At 40.7% G+C, this 23,266-nt stretch carries 19 protein-coding genes, 2 tRNA genes, 2 rRNA genes and 1 riboswitch (1 of these 24 cut by a window edge); of the genes, 18 read left to right on the top strand and 5 right to left on the bottom strand.

The genetic code is table 11. The annotated features are described in order from the left end of the window. Positions 1-29: 29 nt before the first annotated feature. A complete protein-coding gene (locus tag QFX10_RS02660) occupies positions 30-1,664 on the top strand; it encodes an APC family permease (protein WP_280606681.1) in 1,635 nt (544 codons plus the stop codon). Between the two features lie 1,708 nt (positions 1,665-3,372). On the opposite strand, the gene QFX10_RS02655 is transcribed toward QFX10_RS02660, so the two are convergent. Continuing rightward, a complete protein-coding gene (locus tag QFX10_RS02655) occupies positions 3,373-4,623 on the bottom strand; it encodes an RNA-guided endonuclease InsQ/TnpB family protein (RefSeq protein WP_280606680.1) in 1,251 nt (416 codons plus the stop codon). A gap of 74 nt (positions 4,624-4,697) precedes the next feature. Between QFX10_RS02655 and tnpA the strand changes: the two genes are divergently transcribed. Continuing rightward, positions 4,698-5,147 carry an IS200/IS605 family transposase gene (tnpA, locus tag QFX10_RS02650; RefSeq protein ID WP_280606323.1) on the top strand — a complete coding sequence of 150 codons (450 nt, stop codon included), beginning with the start codon at positions 4,698-4,700 and terminating at the stop codon, positions 5,145-5,147. Between the two features lie 127 nt (positions 5,148-5,274). Here tnpA and QFX10_RS02645 read toward each other — a convergent pair whose 3' ends face one another. Then, on the bottom strand, positions 5,275-5,916 hold the full coding sequence (locus QFX10_RS02645) for a phosphatase PAP2 family protein (RefSeq protein ID WP_280606679.1): 642 nt from the start codon (positions 5,914-5,916) through the stop codon (positions 5,275-5,277). Positions 5,917-6,044: 128 nt separating this feature from the next. On the opposite strand from QFX10_RS02645, the gene QFX10_RS02640 reads away from it, so the two are divergent. The 5 genes from QFX10_RS02640 to QFX10_RS02620 all read left to right on the top strand — a co-directional run bounded on the left by QFX10_RS02640 (position 6,045) and on the right by QFX10_RS02620 (position 9,959). Continuing rightward, complete coding sequence (locus QFX10_RS02640) at positions 6,045-6,221, top strand: hypothetical protein (protein ID WP_280606678.1); 177 nt, start codon at positions 6,045-6,047, stop codon at positions 6,219-6,221. A 28-nt stretch (positions 6,222-6,249) separates the two neighbouring features. Further along, positions 6,250-7,131 carry an RluA family pseudouridine synthase gene (locus tag QFX10_RS02635; protein WP_280606677.1) on the top strand — a complete coding sequence of 294 codons (882 nt, stop codon included), beginning with the start codon at positions 6,250-6,252 and terminating at the stop codon, positions 7,129-7,131. A gap of 193 nt (positions 7,132-7,324) precedes the next feature. Beyond that, positions 7,325-7,978, top strand: coding sequence for a metal-dependent transcriptional regulator (locus QFX10_RS02630; protein WP_280606676.1), 654 nt, complete (start codon positions 7,325-7,327; stop codon positions 7,976-7,978). A 150-nt stretch (positions 7,979-8,128) separates the two neighbouring features. Continuing rightward, positions 8,129-8,329 (top strand): cold-shock protein, encoded by a 201-nt coding sequence (locus QFX10_RS02625; protein ID WP_280606675.1) that lies wholly within the window; start codon positions 8,129-8,131, stop codon positions 8,327-8,329. 322 nt (positions 8,330-8,651) lie between these two features. Continuing rightward, a complete protein-coding gene (locus QFX10_RS02620) occupies positions 8,652-9,959 on the top strand; it encodes an IS4 family transposase (RefSeq protein ID WP_280605492.1) in 1,308 nt (435 codons plus the stop codon). Between the two features lie 168 nt (positions 9,960-10,127). Here QFX10_RS02620 and QFX10_RS02615 read toward each other — a convergent pair whose 3' ends face one another. The 3 genes from QFX10_RS02615 to QFX10_RS02605 are packed head-to-tail and all read right to left on the bottom strand — an operon-like array spanning position 10,128 to position 12,412. After that, positions 10,128-11,165 (bottom strand): LCP family glycopolymer transferase, encoded by a 1,038-nt coding sequence (locus QFX10_RS02615; RefSeq protein ID WP_280606674.1) that lies wholly within the window; start codon positions 11,163-11,165, stop codon positions 10,128-10,130. Between the two features lie 30 nt (positions 11,166-11,195). Continuing rightward, complete coding sequence (locus QFX10_RS02610) at positions 11,196-11,567, bottom strand: DUF1634 domain-containing protein (protein ID WP_280606673.1); 372 nt, start codon at positions 11,565-11,567, stop codon at positions 11,196-11,198. After that, a complete protein-coding gene (locus QFX10_RS02605) occupies positions 11,567-12,412 on the bottom strand; it encodes a sulfite exporter TauE/SafE family protein (RefSeq protein ID WP_280606672.1) in 846 nt (281 codons plus the stop codon). Before QFX10_RS02605 ends, QFX10_RS02610 begins: the two co-directional genes overlap by 1 nt. A gap of 200 nt (positions 12,413-12,612) precedes the next feature. Between QFX10_RS02605 and QFX10_RS02600 the strand changes: the two genes are divergently transcribed. The 11 genes from QFX10_RS02600 to QFX10_RS02550 form a co-directional block, all read left to right on the top strand. After that, positions 12,613-13,395: a zinc-ribbon domain-containing protein gene (locus QFX10_RS02600; RefSeq protein ID WP_280606671.1), complete on the top strand. Its 783-nt coding sequence runs from the start codon at positions 12,613-12,615 to the stop codon at positions 13,393-13,395. Positions 13,396-13,416: 21 nt separating this feature from the next. Further along, a complete protein-coding gene (locus QFX10_RS02595) occupies positions 13,417-13,926 on the top strand; it encodes a GNAT family N-acetyltransferase (protein WP_280606670.1) in 510 nt (169 codons plus the stop codon). 102 nt (positions 13,927-14,028) lie between these two features. Beyond that, the gene (gene alsS / locus QFX10_RS02590) at positions 14,029-15,708 is read left to right on the top strand and encodes an acetolactate synthase AlsS (RefSeq protein WP_280606669.1); all 1,680 of its coding nucleotides are present in this window, start codon (positions 14,029-14,031) and stop codon (positions 15,706-15,708) included. 16 nt (positions 15,709-15,724) lie between these two features. Beyond that, positions 15,725-16,441, top strand: a complete 717-nt coding sequence (budA, locus tag QFX10_RS02585; RefSeq protein ID WP_280606668.1) for an acetolactate decarboxylase — start codon at positions 15,725-15,727, stop codon at positions 16,439-16,441. Positions 16,442-16,492: 51 nt separating this feature from the next. After that, positions 16,493-16,669, top strand: a riboswitch (Lysine riboswitch). Positions 16,670-16,789: 120 nt separating this feature from the next. Further along, positions 16,790-18,274 (top strand): amino acid permease, encoded by a 1,485-nt coding sequence (locus tag QFX10_RS02580; protein ID WP_280606667.1) that lies wholly within the window; start codon positions 16,790-16,792, stop codon positions 18,272-18,274. 319 nt (positions 18,275-18,593) lie between these two features. Continuing rightward, entirely contained in the window at positions 18,594-19,880 is a 1,287-nt protein-coding gene (serS, locus tag QFX10_RS02575) for a serine--tRNA ligase (protein ID WP_280606666.1), read from the top strand. Between the two features lie 80 nt (positions 19,881-19,960). After that, complete coding sequence (locus tag QFX10_RS02570) at positions 19,961-20,581, top strand: histidine phosphatase family protein (RefSeq protein WP_280606665.1); 621 nt, start codon at positions 19,961-19,963, stop codon at positions 20,579-20,581. Positions 20,582-21,061: 480 nt separating this feature from the next. Then, positions 21,062-22,626 (top strand): 16S ribosomal RNA (locus QFX10_RS02565). Positions 22,627-22,707: 81 nt separating this feature from the next. Then, positions 22,708-22,781 (top strand) — tRNA-Ile (locus QFX10_RS02560). 16 nt (positions 22,782-22,797) lie between these two features. Further along, positions 22,798-22,870, top strand: a tRNA-Ala gene (locus tag QFX10_RS02555). A gap of 154 nt (positions 22,871-23,024) precedes the next feature. Then, positions 23,025-23,266, top strand: a 23S ribosomal RNA gene (locus QFX10_RS02550) (it continues 2,681 nt past the right edge of the window). Together the 16S and 23S rRNA genes with 2 tRNA genes alongside form the textbook arrangement of a ribosomal RNA operon.

Below are 23,266 nucleotides of genomic sequence, written 5' to 3'. Positions count from 1 at the left end.
TGAGTTTGGTCTAGAAAGAATATGTTACAATGAAAAGTAACGCTAAAAGAATTTGGGGATTTATAAAAGTGAAAAATAGAAGGATAAGTTTATTTTCAGCTACGATGCTTGCGATCAGCTCGTTGATCGGCTCGGGATGGCTTTTTGGTTCAAGTGAAGCTGCCGCTGTTGCAGGACCAGCCGCGGTGATCTCATGGGTGATCGGGGCTTTTGTGATCGGGATCATCGCATTCAACTATATCGAACTAGGTGTGATGCTTCCTGAAAGCGGGGGGATGAGTCGTTACCCCCAGTATAGCCACGGACCATTGGTTGGGTTTATCGCTTCGTGGGCCAACTGGCTCTCACTAGTAGCTTTGATCCCGATCGAAGCGGTAGCAGCAGTCCAATATATGAGCACTTGGCCGTGGTCATGGGCTAATTGGACGAGCAACTTTATGCGCCAAGGTCAGTTGACTTTAGCGGGACTAGGGATCGTCTTTTTATTTATGGTCGTTTTTACGTTGATCAACTTTTGGTCAGTCAGTGTGCTGACACGCTTTACTAATCTGATCTCAGTCTTTAAGATCTTAGTACCGTTACTTACGATCACTTTATTGATGTATTCTGGGTTTCATAGTGAAAATTTTGGACACTCACTAGCGACTTTTATGCCAAATGGAACAAGTCCGATCTTTGAAGCAACGACTGTTTCGGGGATCATCTTGTCATATAATGCTTTTCAAACAGTGATCAATATCGGGGGTGAGATCAAAGATCCACAGAAAAATATTTTTTGGGCGATCACGATCTCATTGACAGTTGCAACGGTGATCTATATTGCTTTACAAGTCGCTTTTATTGGAGCCGTTGAACCAGCACAGTTAGCTAAAGCTGGTTGGAGTGGACTAAAATTTGCCTCGCCATTTGCAGATATTGCGATCTTACTTGGGCTCCATTGGTTATCGATCTTACTTTATTTAGATGCCTTCATTTCACCGTTTGGCACAGGTGTTTCTTTTGCAGCAACGTCAGGACGGACGTTAGCGGCGATGACGCGCAACCGCCGGATCCCGCAGTGGTTAAGTGAAGTCGATAGCACATATGGTAATCCACGTTTGGCTTATTTGGCTAATTTATTTGTGGGGACACTTTTAGTCTTAGTCTTTCGTGATTGGAGTTTGCTAGCAAGTGTGATGGGTGTGGCAACTTTAGTAGCGTATGCGACAGGACCAGTCACAGTGATCTCACTGAGAAAGCTCCGACCAAACTATACCCGTCCAGTGCAGTCAAAATGGATGCCACTAGTTGCACCAGTGACGTTTGTGATCGCGAGTTTAGCGATCTATTGGGCGATGTGGCCGACGACTGTTCAAGTGATCGGAGCGATCGCACTTGGGTTACCGCTTTATATTTACTATGAATTAAAGAACAAGCAAACTTCTTTAAAAGAGCAACTAAAAAGTGGTGGTTGGTTTTTATGCTATCTTGTCTTTCTATCAGTGATGTCGTATGCTGGTAGTCGTGGTTTTCATGGGAATGATTTTTTCAAATATCCGTATGATTTCTTGACGATCATTATCGTAAGTTTATTTTTCTACTGGTGGGGGCTAAAAAGCAGGTTGCTGATCAACCCAGATCTAGAGGAAGCTGATCGTCTGAATGAAAAGGTAAAACTTTCTTAGTGTAGGATGCGGTAGTAAATAAAATTAGGAAAGGAAAAACTGTAATTTTTTCTGATTATGTGGCGCTTAGCATTTGATCTACATAGTTTCGATATTTTATTTAGCGGGGCTTTTTGTTTGGTAGAATCAAAAAAAACACTCTCGATCTCGCATCGAGAGTGAAAACATAATACGAGTTGGCTTTATAGACCTTGAAAACTACAAAGCGACCTCGAGCAAAGAAGAGTTTAACTGAGCCACCACGCTAGTTAGCTCTTAATATAAATTTAACATATAGCTCAGAGAAAGTATATCTTTTAACTTGTTTTTGGAAACTAACCCTCTCAGAAAGTTATAATTCTGTGGGCACCACATCTGAGCACTTTAACCAACTCCACTATGCTTTATAATAAATCTTGGGAAATTACATTCTAAATTTAAGTAATTGTTTTGAACCTTAGTTAATCCCAATGAGTAGAAGTAAACATTCGGCCTAGTAATTATTTGCCTCTACACAATGGAAATATTTTCTATGTTCGCTTAAGATTGACGAGGAATTTTGTTGTTAAGGTGTTATTCTCAAATATATAAGCAAAATGCCCCCGTTTATCGAGGGCACACAGCGGAATTGATAGTCTAAGCTCTACAGAAGCAACTATAAAAACTGTAGGTGAGCATTAGACATGAAAGGTGAGATGATCAAAGCACCTTTCAGTTATAAATTCTATAATAAATTTAATTAAAAATCAATCTTTTTAATAATAATCTTAAAAATATAAAAAGAAAACTTTGAATTAATCATTTGGTTCGGAGCGAACGAAGAAATCACCTTGTTGTAAAATGCGAGGTAGATATTATGGCGATGTTAGAACCAAAAGAAGTGGCTATGTTTAGCTGCTACTGTTCTGATTTTACAGTGTTGGGAGTAGTTTAACTGTTGCCAAAACATATTAAAAGATGTAACACCTATAGAAAAAATAAAGTGTGTGATGAGTATTATGTCAATGATAAAAACAAAAGAAACGGCTGAAAGATCAGACGTTACAGTTAGAACTCTAAAAGTTCATCACTCCTGCTGATCGACAAGTAACATCAAAGAAAATTAGCTAAAAAACGTGTTGTGAATGGTAACAAAGCAGTGACCGCTACCGACTTAGTGAAAAACTAGACTGGCAAGTTTGCTGTGTTCCCAAAATCACCAACTTCAAACCGTTAAGAAACGGCAGTTTTAGGTTAAGTTGGGGTAGTTCAAATCTCCATCTATCTAAAATATAGCAATTTTTTCACTAGGAAACACCCCAAGATGTTGCAGATCTTGGGGTGTTATCAGTCAAATTGATGTTAGTGGTTGAATTTACGATTTTAAGATTTATTTATCTTGTCAATAATGTTTGAAATAATTATCTAGGCACCATTCCTTTCAAGTGTGACTATATAAATTATTACAGCTGGTATGGATTTTTTCAAATATTATCGTAATCTCTTTTCATTAGTATTGGGGACAGAGCAATTGAGCTTTATCAATGCTTTGGACAATTGCGCTTGAATTGTAAAGTCAACCACCACTGACTAAAGTCAATGGCTTGTGAGCCGAAAATCCTCGTGAATTTCAGACCACAATTTGCGTAGATAGGGACAACTTGCTTGACCAACCAAGGTTGCAATCAAGTAGCGGTCGTCTAATTACCAACGCCTTTTATGTCCCCAGGTTGCCATAGGGACAGATAAGCTAGGATAATTTAGCAATTCCCTTATCCAGAATATTTTTAGCTGCATTCCAATCACGAATATGATGAATACCACAATTAGGACACGTCCATTCACGATCAGCCAAGGTTAGTTTCTCGGTGTTATTAGTTCCCATGATAAAACTACAATCATTGCAAGTTTGAGTAGTATTTTTCGGGCTGACAGTCACGAACTGATGATTATACAGCTTAGCTTTATAAGCCAACATGCCGAGAAATGTTCGCCAGCCAACGTCAGAAATACTAAGCGCTAAAGCATGATTCTTGAGCATATTCTTACTACGCAACTCCTCAGTTACTACTAAATCGTGGTTCTTGATTAGTGCAGTAGAGATTTGTTGGAGGAAATTATGTCTTTGGTTCATTACTTTGGCATGGAGTTTAGCAACTAACAAGCGTTGCTTTTGGTAATTTTTACTATTCTGTAAAGAGCGATGTTCTTTCTTGGCACGGCGTTGTCGTCTAGATAGAATACGCTGTTCTTTAGCTAATTTGCCTTTAATAGTACGATAATATCGTGGGTTAGGAACTGTGTTACCGTCACTATCGGTTAAGAAATTATCAGTATTAAGATCAATTCCAATATGTCCGTGATTAGCTTTGGACACTTTAACAAAAGATTCATCTGAAGCTAGTTGCATTGATAGAAAGAAGTGATCCGCTGGATCTTTAGTCAATGTCACAGTACCAATTCTAGTCTCACACATTCTCCTCAAGAGACGTGCTTGGGAACCGGCAACACGTAACAATCCTATTTTAGGTACTTTGATATGGCTATTATCTAGAAAACATACTGTACCGTTAGTTAGCAACGCAGTCTTTTGCCCTGGGTATTGACAATTGGTTTGATAACGCCAGCGATAACTCTTTCGATGAAATTTAGGAACACCAGCAGTGTGAACCTTCCGAAAGGCATTCCAAGCTTTTCGGTAGTTCTGAATGGCATTAGCTTTCGCCAAACTGTCAATTCGTTTATCTTCTAAAAATTGATAGTGATTAGACATTTGTTTAGCGTTTTGACGCATAGTTAGTTGCTTAATACGCTCCTGGACTGTGTCAATCGGTAACTTAACTCTGCGAAGTTGCATCAGTTCCTTACCGATCGCAACCATTTCGTTATAGATAAAGCGACTAGCGTCACTGTTAATTTTAATCAACTGCTTTTGTTGGTCACTAGGGTAGCAACGCATTTTCAGGCCATAATGATATTGCATTTTCGCCATTGATTTCATTTAATTCCACCTCCTTAATTGATATAATGATATTGTATCATATGTCAATGATAATAAATATAGGGGTAAATAAAATGAGTAAAGATAAAATCAAAGACGCAGTATATACCAGACGATATATCTATAACTTCCATTTCCATCTAATTTGGGTTACTAAATATCGTCATAAAACTTTTACTACTGATGAGTTATCAAACGAAATGAAGGATATCCTATGGCAAGTAGCCGAGGATAACGAAATCGTAATCGAGAAAATGGAAGTTATGCCTGACCATGTTCATGTCTTAATTAGCTTTCCGCCTAGCAAGGCACCGACTAGCGCCATCAAAGCGCTCAAAGGCAGAAGTGCCTTTATTTTCTTACGTCGACACCCGGAAATTCGGCAGTCTCGATACTGGAGTGGTCATTTATGGTCTCCTAGTTACTACATGAGCACGTTAGGTAATATGAGTAAAGAAGTAGTTGAAAAATATATAAACGATCAAAAATACAATGAGATGAAAAAAGCCCCTTACGGAGCTTGACAGGGCCTATCCATCCCATGACTGAAGTCACGGGATTTCCGGCTGAATCTCATTAAAAATCTAAAAATAAATATATCTCTAAGCATAAACGCTTTTGAAATTTAAGAATATCTCTTCATGTATGTCATTAAGAATAATATCTTTTTTGAACAGCTGCATAGATCATGAGTGAACTTTCAAAGAGAAAAGAAACAAGGAAAAAACTTACCATCGTATCAGTTGGATAATGAACATGTAGATAGATCCGGGTCAATGCGATCACTAAGATCCAAAAACCACCAAGAAAGATCCATAACGCTTTGGAACTGATCCGCTTTAAGTGTGGTAAAAGGAAATGGAGTACTAAAAAAACAAAGAGTGCTGTTCCAAAAGTATGTCCACTTGGGAAGCTATAGCCCCCGATCGCCACGAGTTTATCACTTGGGCGTGGACGAGCAACTAGATTTTTAACTAAATAGTTGATCAAATTACAACTGATGACGTTCAATAATGCCCAAGTTGCATCTATCAGATCATGTTTTAAATAGATGAATAAGCACAAAAGAAGTGAAAAGACAAAGGCCATTTCAGGGCCGCCTAAAAAGGTGATCTTTTCGACTAAATTTGTCATATTGGCTGTCGTATAAGGAACTAAAGCTCTTTGGATCGTAGAATCGAGCTGGGTGATCAAGCTAACTTTAGTTTCGACTAAAAAAGCTAGGCTGACAAAGATCACTAAGCAAATACTTGCTATAAACGGACGATATTTTTTTGTTTTGACATGTAACATAGAAAACCTCGGTCTAAAAATCATTTGCCATTAAAAGCATTACTTCTTATTTTAACACTATTATTTGCATCTCTTAGGCAATGCTTGGTATATTTTTTAGAGAAATCAATTTTGCTTAAGGAAAAGTCATGCATAAGAGAAATTATATTGAGATGGCGGTCATTTTGATCGGGATATATATATACTGTGTTGAGACATTAGTAACGCCACTTTTTATCAGTCAAGATTTTTGGGTCAAATTTATGCTCGTTTTGTTGATCATGGTCATGGTCTTTGATATTTTAATGATGATCTATTGGCGTTAAAAGTTGAAGTGAAAGGAATTTATTACAGATGAAGATCACTTGGCAAAAAAATGATGCTAAAGAAGTGACATTAAAAAATTTTCTTTTAAGGCAAGGAGTGAGCCAACGTCTTTATGGCAAAATAAAAAAGGGTTATGGCACAGTTTATTTAGATGGAGTCAAAACTGCCGTCCCTGTTTTATTACCTAAAAAAGTTGAGCTCACTTTAGAATTGCCTCCTGATCCGCCAGAAGAGCATGTGGCGCCAAGTTTTGCGCCGATCACGATCTTATATGAAGATGAGCATTGGATCGTTGTGGATAAACCGGCAGGGCTGACAAGTGTACCTGGACCAAGTAACCAGACGGACACTTTAGTCAATCGCGTCAAAGGATATTTAATTACAAAAAAAGATGGCACGCAGACACCGCGGATCATTACGCGGCTCGATCGGTATACAAGTGGAGTTGTTTTATTTGCAAAACATAGTTTCGGTCAAACGTTATTGGCCAAGCAAAAAGCTATGTTAGATAAACGTTATTTGGCACTTGTTTTTGGTAAAGTCACTCCTGAACATGGCTTGATCGAGGAACCGTTAGGACGTTTAGCAGATTCATTTTGCTATGGGGTCGTTTCAGATGGAAAGCCAGCTAAAACAGAATATTGGGTCAAAGGTCATGCTCATGGGACGAGTTTAGTTGCTGTTAAATTGCATACCGGACGGACTCATCAGATCAGAGTTCATTTTAGTGCTAACGGGCATCCACTTTTAGGGGATAAGCTTTATGGCGGATCGCAAGAATTGATCGCACGTCAAGCGCTGCACGCTCAGAAGTTAGACTTCATCGATCCGTTTACTGCCAAAAAAATGACGTTTGAAGCCCCGCTCCCGCCCGATATGCAGACACTTATTGAGCATCTTGAGCTCTAAACTATTATTAGATTCAAGCATGGAAATTAGTGTATAATGGACTGAAAGGTATGGGCTAAGGACCATACCTTTGCCTACGCTCAAATATTGTTGAGATGATTTAAAGAAAAAGTTTTATCCTTGGATCATGGATAAAACATCACGTTAGTAACTGTTGCGACAGTCGACGTATTTTAATAGAGGTAAGATTGAGATGACACCTAAAAAGGAAGACTATTTAAAAATAATATTCGAATTAGGCGGTCGGAAACAGCAAGTTTCAAATAAACAGATCGCAATGAGTTTAAATATTGCGGCCGGTTCAGTGACTGAAATGGTCAATAAGTTAGTCAAAGAAGGTTTAGCAACGCATACACCATACGCGGGGATCTCTTTGACTGAAGAAGGCGTTAAAGTTGCTGAGAAATTAGTTCGTCGTCACCGTCTATGGGAAACTTTTTTAGTTGAAAAGTTAAATTATAAGCTCCAAGATGTGCATAGTGATGCAGAAGTTTTGGAACATGTGACTAGTGATAATTTGATGGATCACTTAGAAAAATTTCTTGGCTATCCAGATCATTGTCCACATGGGGGCGTGATCCCAGATAAATTGGGACACTATGAAGAAGAGAGTCACCTAACATTGGCTGATACTAAAGACGGTTCTGAGCTCGTCGTTGACCGTTTTATTGATAACCACGAACTATTAGCCTATTTGGCCGATATCGATATCAAGATCGGCGATCAGCTGGAAGTTTTAGAGCATGCCCCATTTGAAGGTCCGATCAAATTGCGCTTTAAAGAAAGTGGCGAAGAGACAAGTATTGGTCACAAAGCAGCACATTACATCTTCGTCAAGGCGTTTTAGTATCAATCAAGATAACCGTATGCTATAATTAAATCGTATTTTTGTATAGGGTATTGTGGCTAGGATGTTTCTTTATAACTTTCTCCATCAATGTGCCGATCAAGAATTACAATTAATTATGCCATTTTGGCACGAGGAGGATCTCATATTATGGAACAAGGAACAGTTAAATGGTTTAACGCAGACAAAGGTTTTGGCTTCATCACACGCGAAGATGGTAGTGACGTATTCGTTCACTTCTCAGCTATCCAAGGTGAAGGCTTCAAGACTTTAGAAGAAGGTCAACATGTGACTTTTGATGTTGAAGAAAGCGAACGTGGACCACAAGCCGCAAACGTTGTAAAAGATTAAAAGCATCAAGAGGTTGTGACGTAATTAGCCTCTATAAGAGAAAAGTACCCCAGAAGATTTCTGAGATACTTTTCTCTTTTTTGTGTTGTGCCTAGATTCACTACTAAACCTTAGTACGATACTATATTACTTTCCAAAAAATTTGTTTCCGAACATAGATAAAGAAGACGATTATGACATAAATAAAAAGACACCCTTAAGATGCCAATGTCATTAAGTTAAGAGAGCTTGTATCAAATTTCAATTTAGAAATTTGATACAAGCTCTCTTTTTTGACATCTATGACGTTAATAGAGATTATTAATGTACGGAGGTGAGCATTATGAATATAGCACAACTGAAAAAGTTATTTTTAACTACCCTTGACTCGATCGACCAAGAAAAAGAAAAATATGTTGTCGATCCCAAACGTGATTTTATACGTCAGAGAAAACTTGTTTTTAAAGACACGCTACTTTATATTCTATCAATGGGTGGCGGGACTATTCTAAGTGAATTATCACAACTAACAGGAGGTATACCGGAACTCACTGTTTCAGCTTTTACACAACAAAGATATAAAGTAAAAGCTGAGGCGTTTAAAAAATTCTTCCATCTGTTTTCCGATCGATTATCACAAAACACTCAAAGTCAAATCAGGATCCTAGCTATCGATGGCTCTAGTATTCATATCCCAACTGATCCAACTGATAAAAGCTCTTATTTTCCATCTCCAAATGGTCGCAAAGCTTATAATTTACTTCACCTTAACGCACTCTTTGACTTAGACAAACAAATTTATACAGATGTGATCGTCCAAAAAGGTATGGATAATGAGCGCAATGCCTTGAATAAAATGATCGCTCGTTCTAAAATCCCTAAGGCGCTCATTATTGGCGATAGAGGATATGAATCTTATAATACCTTAGCGCACATCCAAGAAAAAGGTTGGTCTTTCTTGATCAGAGTACGAAACAACAATGGCGTGATCAGTGGAATAGCACTTCCAGATGAACGCCAATTCGATAAACATTTCACACTAAAATTAACACGTAAACAAACTAGAGAAACTAAGGAATTATTTAGAGAACGTAATTCTTATAGATTTATACCGGCCAATGTGACCTTCGATTTTTTATCACAAAAAACCAAGAAAGCTGACCCAACTGAATTTTATTCACTTGAATTTAGAATAGTACGTTTTTCTGTATCCGAAGACAAGGATGTGACTGTAGTAACTAATCTAAATCAAAGTTCATATCCAGCTTGGAAACTAAAAAAGCTTTACCATTTACGTTGGGGGATAGAAACAGCATTCAGGACATTGAAACATACCTTGGGATTATTGAACTTTCACGCTAAAAAAATAGTGGGGATCCTTCAAGAGATCTACGCTAAACTTATAGTGTACAATTTCACCCAAATGATCATAGATCATGTATCACTCCAAGAAAAGGCTCGATCATATCAATATAAAGTTAATTTTACAGTCGCTGTGAGACTGTGTAGATCTTTTATTAGAGGAAAATCCCCACCAAAACGGTTAGAATCCTATATTTCTAAAAATATTCTTCCAATCAGGAATGGTCGGCATTATAAAAGATCATCCAGCAGAAGAAAAGCATCAGGATTCAACTACAGAATAACATAAAAGAACGTGCTGATAAAAAAATTTGATTAACTATCAGCTTATTTGTCGTGATAAAAAGAGATCAGATAACTACAAAATATGTTTCTGATCTCTTTTTCAATATCTAATCTTTAGTACTGTAGGCTTAACTTAATGACATTGCCTTAAGATGCCTTTTTTTCGTTTAGATCAATCTTGAGTCGTATCGATCGTTGTTGAATCAGTCAAAGTATTACCAGTTTGCGCCTTTTTGAGAGCTAAAGCAGCCCGTAAAAGGTCAGTGACCCGTTGTTTTTCAGAAGTTGTCGGGACCTCAAACGATTGCCCGGCGATCATTTGACTTTGACCGTTCAGACTATCGGTCTGCATATCATGTGTAGCAACGCGGTATTTGAGACCAAGCAAAATGAGATCGTTGAAACTTAGGTCGGTCACCATTTGTTTAGAGATCGTTTTTAAAAATTTTTCATTTAGAAGGTTGCTAACGTCGGCACCTTTAAAAGCGACTTGCGTTAAGACTTGACGTTGGCGATCTTGGCGACCATAGTCACCTCGTGGATCGTCATAACGCATCCGAACATAGGCGAGTGCGCGTTTACCATTCATCTTAGTTTTTTGGCCTTTAGTAAAGCTTTGACCGTCATAACTAAAAGTCAAAAGCGGATCGACTTCGATCCCGCCGACTGCATCGATCAGTTTTTCCAAGCCACCCATGTTGATCGTTGCGTAAAAATCGATCGGCACATTTAAATATTTTTGGACTGTTTCAACGGCTGTCAGGGATCCCCCATATTCGTACGCTGAATTTAGCTTACTTGGAAAAGCATCTTCATAGCCATAAACAGCAACTTCGGCATCACGTGGGAGACTAACGACTGTCATTTTTGGGGTCTTTGGATTTAAGACAACTACGATCAAAGTATCTGTTCGTCCTTTAAAATCCCGCCCTAAAGCTCCTGTGTCAGTCCCCATCATCAAGATCGAGATCGGGCGCCCAGCTTTTAAGAGTTGTGAAACGTTGCGTGTCTTTTTTTGTTTAGAAGGGCTATAGATCGAGTCGGCCGCCTTACGAGCTACAATATATTTTTCATTGACAAATTTTCCACCTAAAAATATTGTGATCACAAAGATCAAAAGAAACCAAAAAAAGCAACCACGAGCGCGCGCCTTGCTAGATGTATGCTTTCTAGCTGATTTTTGGATCTCACGGTCATTTTGCTTTGCCATAAATGAGCGTTCCTTTCCTTAAAAGATAAATTAGTGATGACCGATAAAAACACTGAGGATCAAGATCGCTAAAACAAGGCTTGTGATCTTGACATAAAGATAGTCATGTTCTTTATAAAAAGCATAGATCGAGATCACGACGCGTAAAACAGGCGTCAAGATCAAAAGATAGATCCCTGCCATCATGTAAGCATAAGCTTTAAAAGCTAAGAGACCTTGCCAGATCGCAGTAAATGACGTTGGAAAAGTCGTCCCTGGATAACCGCTTTGGCCAGTGGCAAAAAACATCATTAAGCCTAGAAGCATCACACAAGCGGCGATGATCACCCCAATACGCATGATCTTACCGATCACGATCTCAACTTCAAGCATTTCTTTTCGTGTGGTCTTTTTTTCTGTCATTAGATCGTCACCCCAAATCCTTTAAGAATCATTTGCAGACCTAAGTAAAGTAAGATCGGGATAAAGATGATCCGGATCGCTTTTGACGGTAAGATCTGCATGATCCGGCTCCCAAAAGTTGAACCAACTAAGATCCCTAAAGCTAACGGAACAGCAATGTCTGGGCGGATCGAACCGTTAAAAAAGTAGACTGTTGCACTTGCGGCGGCAGTAACGCCCATCATTAAATTACTTGTGGCACTCGATGGTTTTAAAGGCATTTTCATCGCACCATCCATGGCCATCACTTTAAACGCGCCAGAGCCGATCCCAAGCATGCCAGAAGCTAGTCCAGCACCTAGCATGATCAAAAAGCCCCCGGGAATATTTTCGACTTGGTAATCAACTTGTTTTTTTAAGTTTTTATCATAATAAGAGCTATTCAAATTGAGCTTTTCCGCCCATTTGTCAGGGTGGACGCGTTTTAAGACTTCTTTGCCAGCGCGCATCTTGCGGTACATATTCCAACTTGAAAAGACAAGTAAACTCCCAAATAGCACATACAAGATCGTAGGATCAAAGGCACCAGTCAAAAGGGCACCGATGATCGCTCCGATCGTAGTTGCGATCTCTAAAAACATCGCAACGCGCAAATTTAAAACATCATCCTTTAAAAAGGCGATCGTGGAACCTGAACTAGTAGCGATCACGGCAACGATGCTGGCCCCGATCGCATATTTGATATCGAGCCCCATCGCTAAAGTGACGATCGGAGTGACGATCATTCCACCTCCGATCCCAAGAATAGCACCCATGATCCCAGCAAAAATGCCGACTAATAACATGAGCAAGGCTGTGTCTAACATAATAAAATCATCCTTTGATAAAATAATATACAGTTCTAATTTTAACAAATTAGCCCTCGTTAAACCTTAAAAAATAATAAAAGTCTTGAGTTTGGGTATAAAATAACAATATGATATCATCTAAGTAAGACTATCTTTTATCTGGAAAGGAAAACTATATGGCTTTGATCTTAGTCAAAGTCATATATTAGGAAGAAAAAATGTATTATTGCCAACGTTGTGACCGTAAGATCGCTACTGAAGCTACGCATTGTCCTTACTGCGGTGTTTTACAAGAGCGTGATCTTGCAGGTGAAAAAAAGCCGTGTCGTAAATGTGAAGAGCAGATCCCGGTCAATTCAAATTACTGTCCATATTGTGGTCATGATCAGGCGATCTTTGAATATAAAGAAACACCAAAAGAAGAACCAGAGCCCCTTGCATCTGAGAATGAGCAGAGTAGACTCGAGACTGATGCGACTGAATTGACAGATCTGATCGAGCAGATCCGCCAAGAAAATGCGCGCATGATCCAAGAAAAACAACAAAAAGAAGAAGCTTTACGGGCTAAATTGCAACTTCCTAGGAACGAATCAAAACGTCCAGGATTAATAGCATCCACTAAATTGATGTTAAAGGACTGTTTTAAAACTGACAAACGAATGGGACGGGCTGATTTTTGGTATGGTCTCTTAGGCTCATATCTGCTCTTTTTGAGCGTGATAACGTGTGGGTTTCTTTTGATCGATACTTTAAGAGCTTCACTTACCTTTGATCGTGCTTCAGTGCTTAGCTTTTTCTCTTTTATCTGTATGACATTTTGGTTATTAGTTGTCTTGACTGCTTTGACGCGGCGTTTCCATGATGCAGAGATCCCACTTATTTATTTGCTCCTATTATTAACTGGAGTCGGAGAGATCATCTGTTTGTTATTAGCACTAAAACCACAAGCGCTCACAAATGAACGCTATACTTTCAAGTCACGAGACAAACGAAGAAAATAGGTTAAGGGGATGAATGATCCGGTGGAAGTACGGCTGGAGACAAAACGCTTATATTTGCGTCCCTTTGGATCTGCTGATGTTGAAGATCTATTTGAATATGCCAATCAAATAAAAGTTGCACGTGCTGCAGGCTTTAGTTGCTGTGAAACGTTACCTCAGGCGATGTTATTTGGTGCGATGTTACAGCGTGCTGGAAGCTTGATGTTGGAACTCAAAGAAACGCAAAAAGTCATCGGCAATATCGGACTTTATCAAGTCGCACACAAAGATAAAGTATGTGAGCTAGGATATGCCTTGAATGAAGATTACTGGCATAAAGGCTATATGAGTGAAGCTTTGGGAGCCGTGGTCGCATACGCTAAAGCTCGAGGACTCAAGCGCTTAGAAGCCCGAGTTGCAAGGCATAATCAAGCTTCAAGCAAAGTTTTATTGAAAAATGGTTTTTTAGCCGGTGAAAAATATCACGTCGATGATTGGTATGTCGAAAATGAAAATAAAGATCAGCAACTTTTTTATTTAGAATTAGCCTAGAGAGCTCACCAACTGTGTGGGCTCTTTGTTGTGCTATAATTAATTACAGTAATGAAATATTGTGTAATAGCAAAAGTTAGTTTGATAGGGGGCAATTGAACCGTGACAGAGAAACAATATTATGGTGCAGATGCGATCGTTGATAGTTTGATCAATCATGATGTCAAATACGTTTTTGGGATCCCGGGTGCGAAGATCGATCGCGTTTTTGAACTTTTAGAGCATCCAAAAGATCCACGCACACCACAATTTATTTTGACAAGACATGAACAAAATGCGGCGTTTATGGCGGCAGGGATCGGACGGATCACAGGCCGCCCTGGAGTCGTGATCACGACTTCGGGACCAGGTGCGTCTAATTTAGCAACGGGGTTAGTGACTGCGACAGCCGAAGGTGATCCAGTCTTGGCGATCGCTGGTCAAGTTCAACGCACTGATCTTTTGCGCTTGACACACCAAAGCATGAAAAACGCGGCCTTATTTGAACCGATCACGAAATATAGTGCTGAAGTCCAAGAACCAGAAAATATCTCAGAAGTGATCGCCAACGCTTACCAAGAAGCCGAAGCAGCTAAACAAGGTGCAAGTTTTGTCTCAGTCCCACAAGATGTGACTGATGCTAAAGTCAAGACAAGTGTGATCGAACCGCTAGAAGCGCCTAAACTTGGACCAGCCAGTCCGATCGAATCGACTTTGCTCTCACAACGGATCAAAGCAGCTAAACTACCTGTCTTATTATTAGGGATGCGCGCGTCAGATCCAGAAACGACAGACGCGATCCGGCGTTTGATCCAAGCAACGCATTTACCAGTTGTCGAGACTTTCCAAGGTGCTGGGATCATTCCGCGCGAATTAGAAGACGATTTCTTTGGGCGGGTTGGACTTTTCCGTAATCAGCCTGGGGATCAGCTCTTGAAGAAAAGTGATCTAGTGATCGCGATCGGATACGATCCGATCGAATATGAGCCACGTAACTGGAATTCAGATCGCAGTGCAAATATCGTTGTGATCGATTCAATGCGGGCTGAGATCGATAAGCACTATCAACCAGAGCGCGAATTAGTCGGTGATATTTCGCAGACACTCGACTTTTTATTACCATATATGAAAGGTTATTCAGTCCCGAAAGAAGCTAAAGCCTATTTAGAAGAACTCCGAAAAACGCTCCAAAAGCGAGATGTTCCCCCTGAAGTGACAAAAGATCAAGTTTTGAGTCATCCATTGAGCATCATTCAAGCACTTCAAGATCGTGTTACTGATGAGATGACAGTTACGGTCGATGTGGGTAGTTTTTACATTTGGATGGCACGGCATTTCCGAAGCTACGAACCACGCCATCTTCTCTTTAGTAATGGGATGCAGACGTTAGGTGTTGCTTTGCCTTGGGCGATCTCAGCGGCTTTAGTGCGCCCTAAGACAAAGATCGTTTCTATTTCTGGTGATGGAGGTTTTCTTTTTTCTTCGCAAGATCTTGAAACTGCAGTGCGCCTTGATCTAGATATCGTGCATATCATTTGGAATGACGGCAATTACGACATGGTCAAATTCCAAGAAGAGATGAAATATGGGCAAGCTGCTGCTGTCAAGTTTGGGCCAGTCGATTTTGTCAAATATGCGGAAAGCTTTGGGGCAAAAGGTTATCGGGTCAATAAAGCTTCCGAGTTAGAAGCTGTTTTAGATAAAGCATTTAAGGAAAAAGGACCAACGATCGTTGATATCCCAGTTGATTATAGTTTCAACCATGAGTTAGGCAAATCGATCTTAGAAGATCAACTCCACTAAAATGAAGGTGAATGCGATGAAACAAAAAGAAGCAAAAGTTTATCAACACGGAACGTTGGGGATGCTTGTCCCAGGGCTTTTTAACGGGACGCTCTCAGTAGCCGAACTGTTAGAGCACGGCGATCATGGGATCGGAACGGCAAGTGGACTTGATGGTGAGATGATCTTATTAGCTGGGACACCTTATTTAGTTCAAAGTACTGGTCGGGTACGGATCTTGGAGCAATCTGAAAAAGTTCCCTTTGCAACTGTGCATTTTGCGCAGAAAAAGGATACTTTTGAAGGTGAAGCTTTGGATAAAAAGGCATTTGAACAAGCGGTCTTAGCGAAGTATCCGTATAAAAATTTGTTTTTTGCAGTCACAGCCACGGGGCGCTTTAAACAAGTCAAAACACGGGCTGTGGCCAAACAAGAACCACCCTATCCACCTTTAACTGCAGTAGCAGCTGCCCAAACTGTTTTTGAAAAACAAAATGTTACTGGGACTTTGCTAGGGTACTATGCGCCAGGACTTTTTGATGGGATGGCAGTTGCTGGATATCACTTGCATTTTTTAGATGACGCAAAGAGTTTTGGGGGCCATGTGTTAGATTTTGAATTGGCGAGCGGTAAGATCTCAGTCGAACCGTTTGCGACTGTTGAACAACATTTTCCACTCCAAGATGAAAGCTTTTTAGCTGAACAGATCGAAAGTGCAAGTCTTCATGCTCAGCTCAAGCAAGCAGAAGGGTAGTACACAAAATTTTTACTTGCAATCAACGCAGATCCAAGTTAAAATCAGAGTTGTCGGAGAAGAGGTCGCAAAGACTATCAGTAGCTGTTTGGAGTTGATAAAGCAACGCAGATGAACAGTGAAAGGGGTCTTTGCCGAAGGGAGCTAAACTTTATTTTAGTGTAACTGGGCCTTAGTTTAAGAGACTAAGGACTGTCGCAGTTAGAACTGCGGAGCGCTATCGAGATAAAATGAACTGATTTTGATAATATTTTGATAGATAAAAACAAGCGCATTTTCGACATTTAGGCGAAGATGCGTTTTTTAATTGCTTGCATGGCCTTCTCTAAAAAATAGGAGGATTTTTTTATGGCAGAGAAGAATACGATGAAGCGCTCGTTGAAGACAAGGCACTTGTCAATGATCGCGCTTGGCGGAAGTATCGGCACTGGGTTATTCGTCGCAAGTGGTTCGGCGATCTCGACGGCTGGTCCAGGAGGCGCGTTAGTCGCTTACTTAGGGATCGGTTTGATGGTCTACTTTTTGATGACTTCTTTAGGGGAGATGGCAACTTATCTTCCTGTAACTGGATCATTTGCAACCTATGCAAGACGTTTTGTTGACCCGGCTTTTGGTTTTGCGATGGGGTGGAACTATTGGTTCAACTGGGCGATCACTTTAGCAGTCGATATCTCGACGGTTGCTTTAGTTATGAAATTTTGGTTCCCCCATATTCCTTCGTGGATCTTTAGTCTAGGGGCTTTACTGATCATTTTTACGATCAATGCGCTTTCGGTCAAATCTTTTGGTGAAGCCGAGTATTGGATGGCATTGATCAAAGTGATCACTGTGTTAGTCTTTTTAGCAGTTGGGCTTTTAACGATCTTTGGGATCTTAGGTGGACATGCGACTTATTTAGAAAACTTTGCATATAAAGATGCACCTTTTGTTGGGGGGATCCCAACGATCTTGAGCGTCTTTGTTGTGGCTGGTTTCTCGTTTCAAGGGACTGAATTGATCGGGATCACAGCAGGTGAGACTAAAGATCCTGAAAAGAGTTTGCCAAAAGCGATCAAACAAGTTTTTTGGCGGATCTTGCTCTTTTACATCCTTTCGATCTTTGTGATCGCATGTATCATTCCATATACAAGTCCTAACCTTTTAGGTTCTGAAGCAAGTGATATCGCGATCAGTCCGTTTACTTTAGTCTTTCGACGTGCTGGTTTAGCTTCGGCAGCTTCGGTGATGAATGCTGTTATTTTAACATCAGTTTTATCAGCAGCTAACTCAGGGATGTATGCTTCAACGCGTATGCTCTTTAGTTTAGCAGTCGATGGGGATGCCCCAAAGATGTTTTCACGGATCAACTCTCATGGGATCCCAGTTTTTGCGCTTTTAGGCACGACTTTAGTGGGACTCTTTACTTTCCTAGCAAGTATTTTTGGTAATCAAGTTTATAGTTTCTTAGTGAGTGCCAGTGGTTTGACAGGCTTTATCGCCTGGATCGGGATCGCTGTTTCACACTATCGTTTTCGTCGGGCTTTTAAGGCTCAAGGACATGAGCTAAGCGAGTTGAAATATAAGGCTAAATGGTTCCCAATCGGACCGATCTTAGCCTTGATCTTATGTATCTTAGTGATCATTGGACAAGATATCCAGTCGTTCAAAGATTTCAACTGGCAAGCGATCGGGGTCTCCTACATGTCAGTGCCTCTCTTTTTGATCTTATACATTTACTATAAAGTCAAATATAAGACGAAATTGATCCCGCTAGAGCAAGTCGATCTGACACCACATGATATTTCAAAAGAAAAACTTGAAAAACAAGTAAAGATCGATGAGACGCTCGAATAAGTGGTGAAAGAGACTTGCTATTTTGCAAAATTAATATTATGATACTGATATAAATAATCGAAACATCAAAGTTCGCCATAAGTAAGCAAGCAAGAGACACGGTGGTCGGTGGAAACCGTGAGCTGAAACTCCAGTGTAACTATGTATGGGCGGGTAATGCCGCACGGGAGACCGTTATTTGATCGAGTGCGACTTAGTCGAACTTGGGTGGTACCGCGAAGAGAGTCTTTTCGTCCCAATCAGGGGATGGAATGGCTCTTTTTTTCGATTAATTCATTTTAAGAAAGGAAAAACTCTATATTATAGAGGGTGCAGATATATGTTAGATATCAAAATGATCCGACAAAATCCAACAGAGATCAAAGAACGTTTAGCAACACGTGGAGTAGCGGCTGAAACGATCGATACTTTGTTAGCAAAAGATAAAGAAAGACGCGAACTTTTAGTTGAAACAGAAAGTTTGAAACAAAAGCGCAATGAAGTTTCCGAAGCGATCGCACAAGCTAAACGCAATAAAGAAGATGCGACCGAAGCGATCATGGAAATGCGGACTGTCGGGGGCAAGATCAAAGAGCTTGATGCTAAATTAGCTGAAGTTGAAGCGCTCGTCCACGATATGGCAGCGCGCTTACCTAATTTACCAAATAAAACGATCCCAGTTGGGGCTGACGAAGAAGCCAACGTTGAGATCCGCAAAGTCGGGACACCCCGTAAGTTTGATTTTGAACCTAAAGCTCATTGGGATATCGGCGAAGACCTTGGGATCTTAGATTTTGAAAGAGGCGCAAAAGTTTCTGGGGCACGTTTTGTTTACTATAAAGGGTGGGGCGCTCGCTTAGAACGTGCTTTATATAACTTCATGTTAGATGAACATGCTAAAGAAGGTTATACTGAAGTTTTACCTCCATATATCGTAAATGCCCAAACAATGTATGGCACAGGACAATTTCCTAAGTTCAAAGAAGATGTTTATCAAGTAAACGGCGAAGATATGACTTTGATCCCGACTGCTGAAGTACCTTTGACTAACTATTACCGCGATGAAGTGATCAAAGAAGAAGATCTCCCTGTTTATTTCACAGCTTTGACACCAAGTTTTCGGTCTGAAGCTGGCAGTGCTGGTCGTGATACACGTGGTTTGATCCGGATGCATCAGTTCAATAAAGTTGAAATGGTCAAATTTTCCAAACCAGAAAATTCTTATGAAGAATTAGAAAAAATGACGCAAAATGCAGGCAATATCATGGAAAAACTAGGGTTACCTTACCACGTGATCACACTTTCGACTGGTGATATGGGCTTTAGTGCGGCTATGACTCACGATCTTGAAGTTTGGATGCCAGCCCAAGATACGTACCGTGAGATCTCAAGTTGTTCGAACTGTGAAGATTTCCAAGCACGACGCGCGCACATCCAATATCGGGATGACGATGGTAAATTACAATTCGTGCATACTTTGAATGGTTCAGGGTTAGCTGTTGGACGTACAGTCGCAGCCATTTTAGAAAACTATCAAAATGAAGATGGTTCGGTCACGATCCCAGAAGTTTTACGTCCATATATGGGTGGTTTAGAAAAGATCACTAAAGATGATCCAGAAGCATAATATTTAACGTTGAGCTTACCTTTAGTTTTGACTGAAGGTAAGCTTTTAGTAAACAGATTTTTAGAAGAGTGGTAGAAGAGATGACGAGATTTTATTTTGTACGCCATGGAAAAACAGAGTTCAATCAAGCTGATATTTTACAAGGAGCCCGAGTCGACTCGCCTTTATTGGCTGAAAGTATCGTAAATGCTAAAAAGACCGGTGCTTATTTACAAGATGTGTCCTTTGCTAAAGCGTATGTTAGCCCGCAAAAAAGGGCCCAAGATACTGCTAAAGCAGTGATCTCCCAATTAAAAGTAAGGCCTGAGATCATAACGGCAGATGAATTGCGAGAATTTGACTTTGGTGATTGGGATGGTGATCCGATCGCTAAGCATAGTAGTGATCCGCGCTTATATGATTTCATTCATGATCCACTCCATTTTGATGGAAGCTCATTTAATGCTGAAAGCTATTTAGATTTAAAAAAACGGGTCACGTACGAATTAGAAAAGATCTTTCAAGCACATCCAACTGATGATGTTTTAGTAGCAGCTCACGCCTTAGTGATCTCGATCGGAGTGAAATCGTTATTAGGCACAGACTTTAATACGATCAGAAAAGAAGGGTTAGTCGCTAATACTTCGATCACAGTACTTGAGACCGATGATTTCAAAGATTTTGAATTAAAAACTTGGAATTACACAAAACATCTAAAATAGTAAAAGAACCGCGGTCGTGATCTGTGAAGTGACCACGGTTCTTTTTTTTAAAAAATTTAAAAAAATTGTTGACCGCAGTCGCGTATCTTGGTAAGATATTATTTGTCGTTGAGATGAGCAAATAACTTGCTAAAAAGTAATTATTGACATTGAGTTGTTGATGATGTTATCATATAAAAGTTGTTGCTAAAGACAACGATTTAAAATTTAAAATATTTATTGACAGATCATTGTTGATCTGATAAGATAAATAAGTCGCCTAGAAATCATTTAATAAATTATTTAAAAAATAATTGTTGACATAATTTCTAAGAGATGATATAATAAAGAAGTTGTTTCGGCAACTGATTATCAAGTAGATCTTTGAAAACTGAACAAAGTTTCGATAAGCAAATGTGCAGGGTCTCTTATCTAAGCGATAAGAGCAAATAAACATTTTGCGAAGTCAATTCGCTAGTAAAAATAAAGAGTCACAAACTTTAAATTGAGAGTTTGATCCTGGCTCAGGATGAACGCTGGCGGCGTGCCTAATACATGCAAGTCGAACGAAACTTCTTTATCACCGAGTGCTTGCACTCACCGATAAAGAGTTGAGTGGCGAACGGGTGAGTAACACGTGGGCAACCTGCCCGAAAGAGGGGGATAACACTTGGAAACAGGTGCTAATACCGCATAACCATGAACACCGCATGGTGTTTATGTGAAAGGTGGTTTCGGCTACCGCTTTCGGATGGGCCCGCGGCGCATTAGCTAGTTGGTGGGGTAAAGGCTTACCAAGGCAATGATGCGTAGCCGAACTGAGAGGTTGATCGGCCACATTGGGACTGAGACACGGCCCAAACTCCTACGGGAGGCAGCAGTAGGGAATCTTCCACAATGGGCGAAAGCCTGATGGAGCAACGCCGCGTGGGTGAAGAAGGTCTTCGGATCGTAAAACCCTGTTGTCAGAGAAGAAAGTGCATGAGAGTAACTGTTCATGTTTCGACGGTATCTGACCAGAAAGCCACGGCTAACTACGTGCCAGCAGCCGCGGTAATACGTAGGTGGCAAGCGTTATCCGGATTTATTGGGCGTAAAGGGAACGCAGGCGGTCTTTTAAGTCTGATGTGAAAGCCTTCGGCTTAACCGGAGTAGTGCATTGGAAACTGGGAGACTTGAGTGCAGAAGAGGAGAGTGGAACTCCATGTGTAGCGGTGAAATGCGTAGATATATGGAAGAACACCAGTGGCGAAAGCGGCTCTCTGGTCTGTAACTGACGCTGAGGTTCGAAAGCGTGGGTAGCAAACAGGATTAGATACCCTGGTAGTCCACGCCGTAAACGATGAATGCTAAGTGTTGGAGGGTTTCCGCCCTTCAGTGCTGCAGTTAACACAATAAGCATTCCGCCTGGGGAGTACGACCGCAAGGTTGAAACTCAAAGGAATTGACGGGGGCCCGCACAAGCGGTGGAGCATGTGGTTTAATTCGAAGCAACGCGAAGAACCTTACCAGGTCTTGACATCTTCTGACAATCCTAGAGATAGGACTTTTTCTTCGGAAACAGAATGACAGGTGGTGCATGGTTGTCGTCAGCTCGTGTCGTGAGATGTTGGGTTAAGTCCCGCAACGAGCGCAACCCTTGTTGTTAGTTGCCAGCATTTAGTTGGGCACTCTAGCAAGACTGCCGGTGACAAACCGGAGGAAGGTGGGGATGACGTCAAATCATCATGCCCCTTATGACCTGGGCTACACACGTGCTACAATGGACGGTACAACGAGTCGCAAGACCGCGAGGTTTAGCAAATCTCTTAAAGCCGTTCTCAGTTCGGATTGTAGGCTGCAACTCGCCTACATGAAGTCGGAATCGCTAGTAATCGCGGATCAGCATGCCGCGGTGAATACGTTCCCGGGCCTTGTACACACCGCCCGTCACACCATGAGAGTTTGTAACACCCAAAGCCGGTGGGGTAACCTTTTGGAGCCAGCCGTCTAAGGTGGGACAGATGATTGGGGTGAAGTCGTAACAAGGTAGCCGTAGGAGAACCTGCGGCTGGATCACCTCCTTTCTAAGGATATTACGGAAACCTGCACTTTATCGAATGCTTTGTTTAGTTTTGAGAGATTTACTTTTCTCAAGGTGCTTATTTGGGCCTATAGCTCAGCTGGCTAGAGCGCACGCCTGATAAGCGTGAGGTCGATGGTTCGAGTCCATTTAGGCCCATTCAAATAAATATTTTGGGGCTTTAGCTCAGCTGGGAGAGCGCCTGCTTTGCACGCAGGAGGTCAACGGTTCGATCCCGTTAAGCTCCATTGATGACGTAGTCATCAAACTTGTTCTTTGAAAACTAGATAATATCTTTTATTTCTTTGTTAATTAAAATAACCGAGAACACCGCGTTTTAAAGAGTTTAAAACAAATTAGTTTGTATCGCTAAACTCATAACCATTATCGTAAGATAATTTAGGTTAAGTTATTAAGGGCGCATGGTGGATGCCTTGGCACTAGGAGCCGATGAAGGACGTGACTAACTGCGATATGCTTCGGGGAGTTGTAAGTAAACTGTGATCCGGAGATCTCCGAATGGGGAAACCCAATAGGTTTTATCGCCTATTATCGCTGAGTGAATACATAGCTCAGTTGAAGGTAGACGCGGGGAACTGAAACATCTAAGTACCCGCAGGAAGAGAAAGAAAATTCGATTCCCT

Source organism: Ligilactobacillus faecis (assembly GCF_029889745.1).
GTDB lineage: Bacteria > Bacillota > Bacilli > Lactobacillales > Lactobacillaceae > Ligilactobacillus > Ligilactobacillus faecis.
This window is presented reverse-complemented; position numbering and strand designations above follow the sequence as displayed.

Coding starts and splice junctions, on each gene's coding strand:
- QFX10_RS02655 (WP_280606680.1), bottom strand. CDS start 4,623: ATGAAATCAATGGCGAAAATGCAATATCATTATGGCCTGAAAATGCGT.
- QFX10_RS02630 (WP_280606676.1), top strand. CDS start 7,325: ATGACACCTAAAAAGGAAGACTATTTAAAAATAATATTCGAATTAGGC.
- QFX10_RS02645 (WP_280606679.1), bottom strand. CDS start 5,916: ATGTTACATGTCAAAACAAAAAAATATCGTCCGTTTATAGCAAGTATT.
- QFX10_RS02615 (WP_280606674.1), bottom strand. CDS start 11,165: ATGGCAAAGCAAAATGACCGTGAGATCCAAAAATCAGCTAGAAAGCAT.
- serS (WP_280606666.1), top strand. CDS start 18,594: ATGTTAGATATCAAAATGATCCGACAAAATCCAACAGAGATCAAAGAA.
- QFX10_RS02625 (WP_280606675.1), top strand. CDS start 8,129: ATGGAACAAGGAACAGTTAAATGGTTTAACGCAGACAAAGGTTTTGGC.
- QFX10_RS02635 (WP_280606677.1), top strand. CDS start 6,250: ATGAAGATCACTTGGCAAAAAAATGATGCTAAAGAAGTGACATTAAAA.
- QFX10_RS02640 (WP_280606678.1), top strand. CDS start 6,045: ATGCATAAGAGAAATTATATTGAGATGGCGGTCATTTTGATCGGGATA.
- QFX10_RS02570 (WP_280606665.1), top strand. CDS start 19,961: ATGACGAGATTTTATTTTGTACGCCATGGAAAAACAGAGTTCAATCAA.
- budA (WP_280606668.1), top strand. CDS start 15,725: ATGAAACAAAAAGAAGCAAAAGTTTATCAACACGGAACGTTGGGGATG.
- QFX10_RS02605 (WP_280606672.1), bottom strand. CDS start 12,412: ATGTTAGACACAGCCTTGCTCATGTTATTAGTCGGCATTTTTGCTGGG.
- QFX10_RS02620 (WP_280605492.1), top strand. CDS start 8,652: ATGAATATAGCACAACTGAAAAAGTTATTTTTAACTACCCTTGACTCG.
- QFX10_RS02660 (WP_280606681.1), top strand. CDS start 30: ATGAAAAGTAACGCTAAAAGAATTTGGGGATTTATAAAAGTGAAAAAT.
- QFX10_RS02600 (WP_280606671.1), top strand. CDS start 12,613: ATGTATTATTGCCAACGTTGTGACCGTAAGATCGCTACTGAAGCTACG.
- QFX10_RS02610 (WP_280606673.1), bottom strand. CDS start 11,567: ATGACAGAAAAAAAGACCACACGAAAAGAAATGCTTGAAGTTGAGATC.
- tnpA (WP_280606323.1), top strand. CDS start 4,698: ATGAGTAAAGATAAAATCAAAGACGCAGTATATACCAGACGATATATC.
- QFX10_RS02580 (WP_280606667.1), top strand. CDS start 16,790: ATGGCAGAGAAGAATACGATGAAGCGCTCGTTGAAGACAAGGCACTTG.